Raw genomic sequence first — 14,179 nt, forward strand, 5'->3', positions numbered from 1 at the left:
ATTTATGAATTCTAAAAAAAGTTGGTGGATTTTATTTATTATTTCGCTTTGTGTCATTGTTCCATTTATGGCTCCTTATTTTCTTATTGATCCAGATAAAAGTCGTATCCAAATTAGTTCAACTTCAATTCAATACCCTGCTTTAATAACACATATCTTTTTTGCATTTATTGCTTTAATTGCTGGGTTCATTCAGTTTGTTAAGAACATTAGTACTCGTTACCCAAGAATCCATCGAATGATTGGAACTACTTACTATACTAGCGTTTTTATAAGCGGAATTTTGTCATTAATCGTAATATTTTCTATTGAAAATTTTTCAAAAGTAATGTCTTTTCTTGTTTTAGCTATACTTTGGATTTTCACTACAATTAAAGGTATTCATAGCACAAAGAAGAAAAATTACATAGCTCACCAAATCTGGATGATTCGAAGTTTTGGAATCACATTAGTAGCAGTTAGTGGTAGGGTTTTAGTACCATTAATATTATTAGCCTACTTTTCGCTAAATGGATTGCATATACCTGGTGGAAGAGAACAAATGGTTGAGGAAGCCCTAAATGTTAATATATGGGTAGGTTTATTAATAAATTTAATCATAATTGAGTGGATCATAATTAAAAAGGAAGGTAGATTAAGCGACCAATTTCGCTTTATATCTACCTTCTCTTTAATTAATGACTTAATTACGATTTTTCTTAAACTGCTGTAGTTTTTCAAAAATAGCCCCGTAACGTTTTTCGTTTCCTGCTTCTTTTGGTTTATAGTAAACTTGATTTGCTAATCGATCTGGAAGATATTGTTGATTTACCCAACCGCCAAAATTACCTAAAGGATGATCATGCGGATAAATATAACCTATCCCATGCCCCATATCCTTCGCTCCAGCATAGTGCGCATCTTTTAAATGTGCTGGGATATCATCATGTAACCCACTTCTCACATCATTTAATGCTCGATCAATTGATGTGACACTAGAATTAGATTTGGATGACAAACAGAGCTCAATTACTGCATTTGAAAGAATAATTCTTGCTTCAGGAAATCCAACTTGCTTTGCGGCTTCACAAGCCAGGACAACTTTCCATGGATCTCCAGCTAATCCGATATCCTCATAAGCAATCACTAATAATCTTCGAATAATGCTAGTTAAATCGCCCGCTTCAATGAGCCTTGCCAAATAATAAAGTGCCGCATTTACATCACTTCCACGAATACTCTTTTGGAAACCAGACAATGTGTCATAATGAAAGTCTCCATTTTTATCATGATTAAAACCTTTTGAACGAAGAAATTCATCAATAATTTTATCTTGTACTATAATCGTTCCGTCTGACTCCTTTGTTGAACCGTATACGATTGATTCCAAAATATTTAATGATGATCTTGCATCTCCGTTTACTCCATGAGCAATTTTTAAAATTTGTTCCTCTGAAATTTGGATTTGCAAGTTTCCTAATCCTCTATCCTCATCTCTCAAGGCTTTATCTAATAATTTATAAATATGTTTTGGTAAAAGCGGTTCTAATTTTAAAATGTGGTTACAGCGAGATCGTATGGCACTGTTAACATCGTGGTATGGATTCTCAGTTGTTGCCCCAATTAACGTAATAAATCCGCTTTCTACATATGATAATAAATAATCCTGTTGCAGCTTTGACCAACGATGAATTTCATCTGCAAATAGAATGATTTCACCGAACATTTTCGCCTCATGAACGATATCCTCAAGTTCTTTTTTACCAGAAGTAGTCGCATTAACAGTTACAAAACGTTTATCAACCGTACCAGCAATTGCATGGGCAAACGATGTTTTACCTATTCCAGGTTCCCCGTGAATTAACATTGAAGGAACTCGTCCGTTATGTATTAATCGATATAACGCTGATTCTTTTCCGATAATTTTTTCCTGACCAATTAATTCATCAATCGTTCTTGGTCTCATACGGTATGCTAGAGGTTCATGACTCAATTTTCTCCCTCCTTTACAACTCTTTTTACTATTGTAATTGAATTGGAAACATTTTTCATCTGCACCCCGCAAATATTTCTTTTTACTAATCATTTATTTGGTGAACATAATAATAGTTGAAATAAAGAAGGTGAAAAAATGAATGACCCAAAAACAAAATGGTCACTAGAAGATGAAAACACATTAATTGAACTAGTTGAAAAATACGAAAGCAAAGGTAAATCAAAGCAAGAAGCATTTGAAATGGTAGCAAATATTATTAATCGGACAAAGACAGCATGTGCGTCTAGATACCGAAAACTATCAAAAGATCAATTTAAAGAAATAAACAAACCTAAAGAAGTTACCAAATTAAATAACCCTATAAATCCTCCTTCAATGAATATTGAAATGGTCATCCAATTCTTAATGAATTTCGAACAAAAGCATAAAGCTTCGGAGGAAAATAGGCAGTTAAAAGAAAGAGTAGTTAAATTAAAAATTGAAAATGAAAATTTAAACAAAAAAATTGTTAATCTAAAAATATTAATCCGAAAGAAACAAAATGTATTGATCAATCTAACAGAATAAATTTGGACAAAATAATGTAAAACATTCACAGTATATTATCACTTGTACTATTGTATAATGAAGTAACAAAATGCAAGCAATAGTAAGGAGTATAATGAAATGAATTGGAAAAAAGGCGGTTTATGGATAATTATATTTTTTATTATTAAAGGTACGTTATCTACACTTTTAATTGTTACCGGTGCTAAATACTTTAACTTATCCTATCTTCAAATTCTACTTCTTGTAGTTGGACTATTAGTTATCTCTCTAATTGGACGCCAATTTGTGAGAAGACGTAAAAATAGTTCTAAAAATGAGAAGGATTTAAATATGTAATCCCCTTTTCCACTATATGGTAATGTGTCTGATCAGCTGATTGCTAGCGCTTGTCTTTCGAGGCGCGAAGCATGGTGAGGAGCGGAGTTAGCCTTACGCGGTAATGAGCCCAACGAAGAAAGCGATCGTTTTCGGGCAGACTGAAACCCCCAATAATTTGGGGGTCTTTTTTATTTATTAGGCTTACGTTTATTCATTTCAATGGATTCCATATCGTTAACGACGCCATCTTTGCCAACCTTACCATTTTTCTCGACAACATTATTTTTCTTTTTATACTTAACATTAATCCGATTGGATAAATTATCTACATGATGCTGTTTTGAATCTTTTTCCACGTCACTTGTACTGTTACAAGCAGTTAATAATGATAATGATAATCCGAAAGTACAAAATACTTTTAAGGCTCTATTCAACATCAAACACCTCCTATTGAAGGTAGTTTTTACATTAATAAACAAAAAAACTGTAGGAAATTAATTCCTACAGTCAGCAATGTTTGAGCATTAGTTATTCTTTACCTACACGCTTAATTTCAATATCCTTTATTAATTCACGAACTGCATGACTAGCTGCGATTAAGCCGGCAACTGATGGTACAAAGGCGTTTGAAGATGGTGGCATTTTCGCTTTACGAATTTTTGTATTTTCATCTGGTACGATTTCTTTACGTACATCTTCACGAATAACAATAGGACTTTCATCTGAATAGACAACTGTTACTCCTTTTTGAATACCTTCTTTGCGAAGTTTAGTTCGAATAACCTTTGCAATAGGATCGTGTGTTGTTTTTGATATATCAGCAATTTTAAAGCGAGTCGGATCCATCTTATTAGCAGCACCCATACTTGAAATAAGTGGAATTTCACGGCGACGACACTCTTTAATTAAGTGAATTTTATATGTAATTGTATCAGAAGCATCAATTACATAATCTAATGGAATTTCAAAAAACTTTTCAAATGTTTCTTCTGTATAAAACATTCTATGTGTAATTACTTCGCACTCAGGATTAATCTCAAGAATACGTTGCTTCATCATTTCTACTTTAGGCTCTCCAACTGTTGATAATAAAGCATGGATTTGTCTATTCACGTTTGTAATATCAATAACATCTTTATCCACTAGTATTAAACGTCCGACTCCAGAACGAGCTAATGCTTCTGCAGAAAATGAGCCAACGCCTCCAATACCTAAAATAGCTACCGTACTGTTTTGTAATCGCTCTAAACCTGCTTTACCAAAAGCAAGCTCATTACGAGAAAATTGGTGTAACATTTATTCAACTCCCACTATCTTAATCAGATTACAATGATTTAAATATACATGATACAAGCTATTTACATCAAGCTTGAATTAAAGAAATACAGAATTTTTCTTAATCCTTCAACAAGAAAAAGGAAAGGATTAAGAAAATTAATTCCTTCACCCTTCCTTTTTATTTTACTCTTCTACAGTTGTTTTTAACGCTAATTCTTCTAATTGTGCAGAAGAAACTGGACTTGGTGCATTTGTTAATAAGCAACTTGCTGATGCTGTTTTAGGGAATGCAATTGTGTCACGTAAATTTGAGCGACCTGCAAGTAACATAACAATACGGTCTAATCCTAGCGCAATTCCGCCATGTGGTGGAGTTCCGTATTCAAATGCTTCCATTAAGAAACCAAATTGCGCTTGTGCTTCTTCGTCAGAAAATCCTAAGCATTTGAACATTTTTTCTTGTATGTCTCTTTCGTAAATACGAACTGATCCTCCACCAAGCTCGTAACCATTTAGTACTAAGTCATAAGCTTGAGCTTTTACACTACCTGGATCTGTATCTAATTTATCAATATCTTCACGAACAGGTGATGTGAATGGATGATGAGCAGCAAAATAACGATTTAAATCTGCATCATACTCAAGTAATGGCCAGTCAGTAACCCATAAGAAATTGAATTTAGATTGATCAATTAATTCTAAGTCTTTACCTAGTTTTAATCGAAGTGCACCTAAGCTATTTGCAACTACTGAAGCATCTGAAGCTACGAATAAAATTAAGTCTCCTGCTTCCGCCTCTACAGCTAATTTTAATGTAGCAAATTCTTCTTCACTAAAGAATTTAGCGATTGGACCTTTGAAACCATCTTCTTCAAGTTTTAACCAAGCAAGACCTTTTGCTCCATATCGACCAGCATATTCTTGAAGACCATCGATGTCTTTACGAGAATAATTTGCAGCTTGACCTTTTACATTTAAACATTTTACTTGGCCACCGTTTTCAACAGCTGAAGTAAATACTTTAAATCCACTTTCTTTAGCAAAAGAAGAAACATCAATTAACTCTAATCCGAAACGAGTATCAGGCTTATCAGAACCGTAGCGATTCATCGCTTCATCATAGCTCATACGAGGAAGTGGAGTAACTAGGTCAACACCTTTTGTTTCCTTCATCATTTTAACCATCATTCTTTCAGACATTTCCATTATTTCCTCTTGAGAAAGGAAGCTAGTTTCAATGTCTATTTGAGTAAATTCTGGTTGACGGTCAGCACGTAAATCTTCGTCACGGAAGCATCGTGCAATTTGGAAATAGCGTTCAAATCCTGAAACCATTAATAATTGTTTAAAAATTTGAGGTGATTGTGGTAAAGCATAAAACTCACCTGGATGTACTCGGCTAGGAACTAAATAGTCACGAGCTCCTTCTGGTGTACTCTTCGTTAAAATTGGCGTTTCAACTTCTAAGAAGTCTTCACCATCTAAGAAATCACGAATTGATTTTGTAATTTTTGAACGTAATTTAAATGTGTCATACATAACTGGACGACGTAGATCTAAATAACGATATTTTAAACGAAGGTCTTCTGCTACTTCCGTTTTATTTTCAATTGCAAATGGAGGATTCTTAGCTTTATTAATAATCTCAAGCTTTTCAACAGAAACTTCAATTGCTCCCGTTTCAAGATTTTGATTAGCTGTACCTTCACCACGAGATACTACTTTCCCGTGAACGTGAAGAATAAATTCATTACGTACAGTTTCAGCTAGAGCTAAAGCTTCATCTGAAGTTTCAGGATTAAAAACGATTTGTACAAGTCCAGAACGGTCACGTAAATCAATAAAAATTAATCCACCTAAATCGCGTCTTTTTTGTACCCATCCTTTAAGTGTTACACTTTGACCAATATGTGATTCTCTTAGTTCTCCACATAAATGCGTTCGTTGTTCCATTTTCAATTCCCCCATTTGTTTATTTAGAGCTTACGTATTTTACAAAGATGTCTAATGCAACTTCTTCTTGTACACCAGTCTCTTGGTCTTTTAAATTAATAACACCTCGAGATAATTCTTCTTCACCAAGAACCGCTACGTATTTTGCTTTATAACGGTCCGCTGCTTTGAATTGCGCTTTTATTTTACGATCTTGGTAATCTTTTTCACAAACTAGACCAGCTTTACGCAATTGATATAAAATAGCAGTCGCTTCTTTTTTCACTTCTTCTCCAAGTCCAATTAGGAATACATCCATTTCTTGTTGAATTGGAAGTTCGATTCCTTCTGTCTCAAGAGCTAATATTAAACGTTCGATACTTAATGCGAAACCAATACCTGGAGTGTTAGGTCCGCCGATTTCTTCAACTAATCCGTTATAGCGACCACCACCACTTAAAGTTGAAATTGTACCGAATCCTTTACCTTCTAACATAATTTCAAATACAGTGTGATTATAATAATCTAACCCACGTACTAAGTTTGCATCGATCTCAAACGGAATTTTCATAGCTGTTAAGTAAGATTGAACAGCTTTGAAATAGTTCATAGATTCTTCATTTAAATATTCTAATATCGATGGAGCTGTCTTCATTGAAGGGTGATCGTGATCCTTTTTACAATCTAAAACACGTAATGGATTAGTTTCTAAACGATTATTACAATCACTACATAGCTCATGTGCTACCGGTTTAAAATGATTCACAAGCGCTTCACGGTGTGCTTTACGGCTTTCTAAGTCACCTAAACTATTAAGGACTAACTTAACATTTTTCAATCCAAGACCACGATATAAATCCATCGATAAAGCTAATACCTCTGCATCGATAGATGGATCATTACTTCCTAAAGCTTCGATACCAAATTGCACGAACTGACGATAGCGTCCAGCCTGTGGACGTTCATAACGGAACATAGGACCGATATAGTACAACTTAGTAGGTTGATTGCTATTTCCGTACATTTTATTTTCAACATAAGAACGAGCGATTGACGCTGTTCCTTCTGGGCGTAATGTTAATTGACGATCTCCACGATCAGTAAATGTGTACATTTCTTTTTGAACAATATCCGTTGTATCTCCAACACCACGTTGGAATAATTCAGTATGTTCAAAGATTGGTGTACGAATTTCGTTATAGTTATATCGTTTGCATAAATCACGTGCAAACTTTTCAATATACTGCCATTTTTCAATCGTACCAGGTAAAAGATCCTGAGTTCCTCTTGGGATATTAATCGACATTGTAAATCCTCCTAAATAATAAACCTTTATAAATACAAAAAACCCTCGTGCCTACTGAAATAAAAACAGTAGGGACGAGAGTTATAAGCCCGTGGTGCCACCCTAATTGAAGAACAATAAACTGTTCTCCCACTTTCATCGTTAACGCCGATTACGTTTATCCTTACTAGAAATCGTTCAGGATAAAGCCTCGGGAGTGTCTTTCAAATAGTCTACTTGTGGAAATGCTCTCAGCCACGGCATTTCCTCTCTCTACAAGAGATTCTATCCTACTTTTCTCCGTCTATGGAATGTTACTATGTATCAATATGTTATTTAATATCTTACGTTCGGATACAACAAATGTCAAGAACAGTTAAAAATTTTTTACGAACGCTCTAACTGTCTTTTCAAATCACGCACTTCTCTTAAAGTTAAACCAAACTCACTTGCCATCTCTAATGAATTAGATTCTTGTCCCCTATTTTGAAACTCATGAAAATCCATATTCAAGACACCTTTTCTACCTGATCCTAGACTATTACGATTATTTATTCTCATGCTGCAGTCTCCTTCCAAGTATGTTGTTATATAGGATGTCCAAATAATTAATGGATTAAACAATTAAAATACTGTTGTGAAACTTAAGTAAGTTTTTAGTTGAGATTCCAGATTTTTATTTGCTATTCACTTTTTTATTTGTGATTCCAGGATTTATTAGTGATTCCTGGGTTTTAATTACGATCCCACGTTTTATTTTGCCATTCCCAGCTATTATTAACTACATCTGACATTCTCATTTCAACTAAAAAAACCATGGTACATACCATGGTCTAATGAAATATTCTTAAACTAGATTGAATGCTTTCAACTGATCCGTCAATGAAATACATTAATCCGTAATAAACTAGGATGATTAAAATAACAAATAAAAGTGCTTTAAAGAAACTTTTGAGGATTGTAAACAAAATTACACCAGCGATAAGGATTAACACAATTGTAATTATGTCCATATAGTTGCCTCCTCTAAATTCTTTGTAAAAACCGTGTAATTAAGTATATTCGCTCTAAGAAGTTATTATTTTAATAATTAATTCTAGCAAAAAAAAATGCCTCCTTTTGGAAAAGGAGGTTAAAGATTGGCTTATTTACTTTCAATCATAATTGTAATTGGTCCCCAGTTTGTAAAGGTTACATCCATATCTGCACCAAAAATGCCTGTTTGTACTTCGTATCCTTGTTCGCGTAAATATGAATTAAAATATTCGTATAATTCATTTGCGATATCTGGTTTAGCTGCATCTGTGAAGCTTGGACGTCTACCTTTTCTCGTATCGCCATATAAGGTGAATTGAGAAACAGATAGAATCTGGCCACCAACATCATTTAATGATAAATTCATTTTTCCGAGTTCATCTTCAAAAATTCTTAGGTTAACTGCTTTGTCAGCACAATATTTCACATCTTCTATCGTGTCTTCATGCGTTATTCCGACTAGTAATAATAACCCTTTAGGAATTTGACCTACTACTTGTCCGTCCACTACGACTTTTGCTTCTTTTGTGCGCTGTAATAATACTTTCATAAGTGGCACCTCCTATTAGTGGAAAATACGTCTCACAGAGTAAATGTCTGGAATTTGTTTAACCTTATCCACTACTTTTTGCAGGTGGTTTATATTACGAATAGATAAACTCATTGTAATAGTTGCCATTTTATTTCGATCATTTTTTCCTGTTACTGAAGAGATATTAGTTTTTGTTTCATTTACTACTGAAAGAACTTCATTTAAAAGACCACGACGATCGTAACCGAAAATTTCTATATCGACGTTATAATCACGTTCAAATGTAGGGCTTTCTTCCCAATCAACTTCAATAAAACGATCTTCTTCACTATCATTTAACATGTTTACACAATCGCTTCTATGAACTGAGATTCCTCTACCTTTTGTGATATATCCAACAATATCATCACCAGGAACAGGATTACAGCATTTTGATAAACGGATTAATAAATTATCTACACCTTTTACAGAAATACCAGCATCTTTACGACGTGATGGAGCTTTTTTAAGATCCGAAGAAAGTTCTTTTAATCGGTCTTCTAGCTCAATTTCAGTACGTTTACGGAATTTATCTGTTAAACGGTGAGCAATCTGTGTTGCAGTAATTCCATTGTATCCAACGGCTGCATACATATCTTCTGCATTAGAGAAATTAAATTTCTCTGCGACGCGTTTTAAATTTTCAGACGTTAATACTTCTTTTAAATCACATTCTAGAGCTTTAATTTCTTTTTCAACTAATTCCTTGCCTTTTTCAACATTCTCTTCTCTTCTTTGCTTTTTAAAATATTGACGTATTTTATTTTTAGCATGTGAAGACTGAGCGACCTTTAACCAGTCTTGGCTAGGTCCATACGAATGCTTCGATGTCATAATCTCAACGATATCACCGGTTTTAAGTTTGTAATCAAGGGGTACCATTTTCCCATTTACTTTTGAACCAATTGTTTTATTTCCGATTTCAGAGTGAATTCGGTAAGCAAAATCGATTGGAACAGATCCTAGTGGTAATTCAAAAACATCACCTTTTGGAGTAAATACAAAAACCATATCAGAGAATAAATCCATTTTTACTGATTCCATGAACTCCTCTGCATTTGTAGAATTATCTTGCCATTCGATAATTTCACGGAACCAACTTAATTTATTTTCTAACGTTTTTTGTGAAGGAAGATTTGCATTTTCATCTTTGTATGCCCAGTGTGCTGCAACACCATATTCAGCAATTTGGTGCATTTCTTGTGTACGAATTTGTACTTCTAATGGCTCACCTTTTGGACCGATTACAGTCGTATGAAGTGATTGATATAGATTTGCCTTAGGCATTGCAATATAATCTTTAAAACGGCCTGGCATTGGTTTCCAGCATGTATGAATAACGCCTAAAACAGCGTAGCAATCTTTAATACTATTAACAATCACACGTACGGCTAATAAGTCATAGATCTCGTTAAATTGTTTATTCTGCTTAGCCATTTTATGATAAATGCTATAAATATGCTTAGGTCGTCCAGAAATTTCTGTTTTTATTTCCACATCCTCAAGTTGAGATGAGATTTCGTTTATAACCTCTTCTAAATATTGCTCGCGCTCTGCTCTTTTTCGCTTCATTAAGTTAACGATTCGATAGTATTGTTGTGGATTTAAATAGCGTAATGCCGTATCTTCAAGCTCCCACTTTACTTTACTAATCCCTAGTCGATGAGCTAGCGGTGCAAATATTTCTAACGTTTCATTCGCAATTCGCATACGTTTTTCTTGAGGTAAGTGTTTTAACGTTCTCATATTGTGAAGGCGATCGGCTAATTTAATTAATATTACTCTCAAGTCCTGTGCCATCGCTACAAACATTTTGCGATGATTTTCAGCTTGCTGTTCTTCCTTCGATTTAAACTTGATTTTACCTAACTTTGTTACACCATCTACAAGCATAGATACTTCTTTGCCAAATTGGTTCTCTAAGTCCTCTTTAGATACTTCAGTATCCTCTACTACATCATGAAGAAAACCAGCACTAATGGTTGTAGCATCCATCTCCAAGCCAACAAGGATACCTGCTACTTGAACCGGGTGTATAATATATGGTTCACCTGACTTACGAAATTGCTCACTATGTGCGTCACGAGCATATTCATAAGCACGTTTAATAAACGCCACATCATCTTCTTTTAAATAATGGGTCGCTTGCTCTAAAACCTGTTCTGCTGTCAAAACTTGCTCAGTAGCCATCTAATCACCTTAAATCATTATTTCTTCTATTATCATGAAAATTTCGTTTTTTGTAAAGCAGGAGTCGTCAAATTTCATTTTTTTTTGCAGATCTTTGATAGAAAAAGAGCACTCTGATTAATCAGAGTACCCTATTTGAATAACAATATCATATGTTAAAAATTAATATGTCATTAGTGTAAATATATCATAGCCTTCTAATTTTTTACGACCTTCTAAGTAAGAAAGCTCAATTAAGAAAGCAATTCCTACTACAATTCCACCTAATTCTTCAACTAGTTTGATTGTAGCTTCAATCGTACCACCAGTAGCTAATAAATCATCAGTGATCAGAATACGTTGACCTGGTTTAATAGCATCTTTATGCATTGTTAACGTATTTGTACCATATTCTAAATCGTAATTGTAGCTAATAACTTCACGAGGTAATTTACCTGGTTTACGAACAGGTGCAAAACCAATTTCTAAAGCATAAGAAATTGGACAACCAACGATAAATCCACGAGCTTCTGGTCCAACTACTAAATCAACATCTTTTTCTTTCGCATAAGCTACAATTTGATCAGTTGCTTCTTTATAAGCTTTTCCATCATTCATTAATGATGAAATATCTTTAAACTGTACGCCTTCTTTTGGCCAGTCCGGTACGATCGTTATATAATCTTTTAAATTCATTAAATAAGTGCCTCCCCATTTTCGGAAAAATGACTTTTCATATTTTGAAAAAATGTAGTTAATTCATCACATTTTGAGTACAGAAACAAACGTTCTAGTTCAATACTAGCTAATTTTTTTGCATACGTATTAGATAAAGAGAGATCTTTCTTCTCAGTTTGTGGCAACAAACGAATTTTTCCATCCTCTATTGTAACAAATTCTAAATCAAAAAACACCTTTGTCATAAAATCGACTTGTTCTTTTTTCCATCCCATCTTACGACATAATGCCACTTCATACATGTTCATGTCAAATGGATTGGTATTTGCTAAGATTGAATAGAATTTTTTAAAACTTTCTCTACTCGGAATTGGTGAGAAGAAATGTAATTCTTCTTGATTAAAAATTAAGTAGATCCGTTCTGATAAACCATTTCGAAAAACTTCTTTCAAATTATTTTCAGAACTAGGTAAATCAAGTAGGATTACATAATTATTTTGTATATTAATATCTAAGTTTAATACATCTTCGTATGCAACAAACGTAGAAATAGGATATTTAGTCTTTAAATTTTCATATTCATTTGATGATTGATGTAAAAATATGAATTTTTCTTCGGTATGAGGTAAAGTTAATCGATGTGGCTCTTGACCTCTTAAGTCAAATAACTGCCAATGATTTACTTTAATATCATGAATCATTAACTGTGGCTTTCGTTTACCATTCCATTCGTTAATAGAAGCCATTCCTAAGCAGGATATTTTTGATCCAGTTGCAATTTCATTAGCAACATGTCCAAATCCAAACCCTACAGCATCAAGGAATGTAACATCATCTTTTAGTTGTACTTTAAGATGTGCACCTTCATTACCGATTTGTTTAATATTTAGAGCATCAACCTCGTTTATTTCTAATACAGGTTTTGGATTATGCATACCAAAAGGTGCCAGCATATTTAATTCATTAATAAATGAAATTGAAACTTCACTAGCCTGACATTTTAAATCGACTTCTTTTAATGGGATAAAATCTTCATCTGTCATAATTTGATCTGCATATTCATTTAAACGATGTCTTAATAGCTCGACATCTTCAATTGCCAATGTCATACCAGCAGCAAGTGTATGCCCTCCAAAATGAGGTAAAATATCTTTACATTTTGTTAAGTTTTCAAATAGAGAAAACCCTTCAATGCTTCTTGCTGAACCTTTTGCTATTCCTTTTTCATGATCAATACTTAGAACAATTACTGGTTTGTAAAACCGATCAACTAATTTCGAAGCAACGATTCCAACTACCCCTGCATTCCAACCTTCTTTTGCGACAATAATTACTTTATTTGAACAAGATGAATCAAGTTCGTTAACTTGCTTAATTGCCTCTTCTGTCATACGTGAAACTAATTCTTGTCGTTCCTTATTTAGAATTTCAATTTGCTCTGCTCTTTTTTTAGCAAGTGCTCGATCATTTTCTAAAACTAAGTCTACTGCAGGCTTAGCATCACCGAGTCTACCAACTGCGTTAATTCTAGGACCAATTGCAAATCCAATTGTTTCTTCCGTAATTGAATCTGTTGTAGTTCCACTAATCTCTAAAAGAGCTCTTAGTCCTTCACGTTGAGTTTGCTTCAGTTGCCTTACACCTTTTTTTACGATTAAACGATTTTCATCAACTAAAGGTACTAAATCAGCAACCGTCCCAATCGAAACTAGTTCCAAATATTCCTCTGGCTCCCTACCTAATAATGCGGAAGCGAATTTAAACACCACTCCTACACCCGCTAATTCTTTAAAAGGATAGCTAGGACTTAGCTTTGGATGAATGATTGCAATAGCATTTGGTAATTCCTCTGGTGGTTCATGATGATCCGTAATAATTACGTCCATACCTAGTTCATTTGCAAAATTAACTTCCTCAGCTGCTGAAATACCTGTATCTACAGTAATGATTAATGAATAACCTTGTTCGTTCGCCCATTTAAATGCATTCTTATTTGGACCATACCCTTCAGTAAAACGGTTAGGTATATAAAAATCTACTTTTGCTTCTAGTTCGATTAATGTTAAATACAATACTGAAGTACTGCTAACTCCATCTGCATCATAATCGCCAAAAATTAATATTTTTTCATTTTCTTCAATCGCTTGAAATACTCTGTCAATTGCAATATCCATACCCTCTAATAAAAACGGGTCATGAAAGCTCATTTGATCTTCATATAAAAACTTACTTGCTGCATCTACTGTATTAAATCCACGAGTAACAAGTAGTTTAGCTAATAGAGGGGAAATCTGTAATTCTTTACTTAATAATTGCTCTTCTTGGTGATTCGATAATTTCGGTTTCCAACGTGCTTTTGACTTTAACAATACTCTCACCCCTAACTGTA

General features: G+C 33.9%; 14 protein-coding genes and 1 other annotated feature. Of the genes, 3 read left to right on the top strand and 11 right to left on the bottom strand.

Annotated features, from left to right (window positions below):
- Positions 1-4: 4 nt before the first annotated feature.
- On the top strand, positions 5-712 hold the full coding sequence (locus V5E38_RS15470; RefSeq protein WP_499210676.1) for a DUF2306 domain-containing protein: 708 nt from the start codon (positions 5-7) through the stop codon (positions 710-712).
- Here V5E38_RS15470 and V5E38_RS15475 read toward each other — a convergent pair.
- Positions 683-1,972: a replication-associated recombination protein A gene (locus V5E38_RS15475; protein ID WP_499210677.1), complete on the bottom strand. Its 1,290-nt coding sequence runs from the start codon at positions 1,970-1,972 to the stop codon at positions 683-685. The two genes, V5E38_RS15470 and V5E38_RS15475, sit on opposite strands and share 30 nt — an antisense overlap.
- Positions 1,973-2,110: 138 nt before the next feature.
- Between V5E38_RS15475 and V5E38_RS15480 the strand changes: the two genes are divergently transcribed.
- On the top strand, positions 2,111-2,542 hold the full coding sequence (locus V5E38_RS15480; protein WP_499210678.1) for an SANT/Myb-like DNA-binding domain-containing protein: 432 nt from the start codon (positions 2,111-2,113) through the stop codon (positions 2,540-2,542).
- Positions 2,543-2,641: 99 nt separating this feature from the next.
- A complete protein-coding gene (locus tag V5E38_RS15485; RefSeq protein WP_387332309.1) occupies positions 2,642-2,860 on the top strand; it encodes a hypothetical protein in 219 nt (72 codons plus the stop codon).
- Positions 2,861-3,030: 170 nt separating this feature from the next.
- Here V5E38_RS15485 and V5E38_RS15490 read toward each other — a convergent pair whose 3' ends face one another.
- The 10 genes from V5E38_RS15490 to recJ all read right to left on the bottom strand — a co-directional run bounded on the left by V5E38_RS15490 (position 3,031) and on the right by recJ (position 14,159).
- Positions 3,031-3,279: a hypothetical protein gene (locus V5E38_RS15490; RefSeq protein ID WP_097978439.1), complete on the bottom strand. Its 249-nt coding sequence runs from the start codon at positions 3,277-3,279 to the stop codon at positions 3,031-3,033.
- A 91-nt stretch (positions 3,280-3,370) separates the two neighbouring features.
- Positions 3,371-4,138 (bottom strand): tRNA threonylcarbamoyladenosine dehydratase, encoded by a 768-nt coding sequence (locus V5E38_RS15495; RefSeq protein ID WP_499210679.1) that lies wholly within the window; start codon positions 4,136-4,138, stop codon positions 3,371-3,373.
- Between the two features lie 165 nt (positions 4,139-4,303).
- On the bottom strand, positions 4,304-6,073 hold the full coding sequence (aspS, locus tag V5E38_RS15500) for an aspartate--tRNA ligase family protein (protein WP_499210680.1): 1,770 nt from the start codon (positions 6,071-6,073) through the stop codon (positions 4,304-4,306).
- A gap of 19 nt (positions 6,074-6,092) precedes the next feature.
- Positions 6,093-7,358 carry a histidine--tRNA ligase gene (gene hisS / locus V5E38_RS15505; RefSeq protein WP_098233129.1) on the bottom strand — a complete coding sequence of 422 codons (1,266 nt, stop codon included), beginning with the start codon at positions 7,356-7,358 and terminating at the stop codon, positions 6,093-6,095.
- Between the two features lie 67 nt (positions 7,359-7,425).
- Positions 7,426-7,653: a binding site (T-box leader), on the bottom strand.
- A gap of 71 nt (positions 7,654-7,724) precedes the next feature.
- On the bottom strand, positions 7,725-7,898 hold the full coding sequence (locus V5E38_RS15510) for a hypothetical protein (protein WP_088013656.1): 174 nt from the start codon (positions 7,896-7,898) through the stop codon (positions 7,725-7,727).
- Positions 7,899-8,170: 272 nt separating this feature from the next.
- Complete coding sequence (locus V5E38_RS15515) at positions 8,171-8,350, bottom strand: hypothetical protein (RefSeq protein WP_097978435.1); 180 nt, start codon at positions 8,348-8,350, stop codon at positions 8,171-8,173.
- 131 nt (positions 8,351-8,481) lie between these two features.
- Positions 8,482-8,922 (bottom strand): D-aminoacyl-tRNA deacylase, encoded by a 441-nt coding sequence (dtd, locus tag V5E38_RS15520; protein ID WP_097978434.1) that lies wholly within the window; start codon positions 8,920-8,922, stop codon positions 8,482-8,484.
- A 15-nt stretch (positions 8,923-8,937) separates the two neighbouring features.
- Positions 8,938-11,133 carry a RelA/SpoT family protein gene (locus tag V5E38_RS15525; protein ID WP_499210681.1) on the bottom strand — a complete coding sequence of 732 codons (2,196 nt, stop codon included), beginning with the start codon at positions 11,131-11,133 and terminating at the stop codon, positions 8,938-8,940.
- A gap of 162 nt (positions 11,134-11,295) precedes the next feature.
- Complete coding sequence (locus V5E38_RS15530; protein ID WP_069035154.1) at positions 11,296-11,808, bottom strand: adenine phosphoribosyltransferase; 513 nt, start codon at positions 11,806-11,808, stop codon at positions 11,296-11,298.
- Complete coding sequence (recJ, locus tag V5E38_RS15535; RefSeq protein ID WP_499210682.1) at positions 11,808-14,159, bottom strand: single-stranded-DNA-specific exonuclease RecJ; 2,352 nt, start codon at positions 14,157-14,159, stop codon at positions 11,808-11,810. Before recJ ends, V5E38_RS15530 begins: the two co-directional genes overlap by 1 nt.
- Positions 14,160-14,179: the final 20 nt, after the last annotated feature.

The organism is Rossellomorea sp. GAMAL-10_SWC (assembly GCF_049568075.1).
Taxonomy (GTDB): domain Bacteria; phylum Bacillota; class Bacilli; order Bacillales; family Bacillaceae_G; genus Gottfriedia.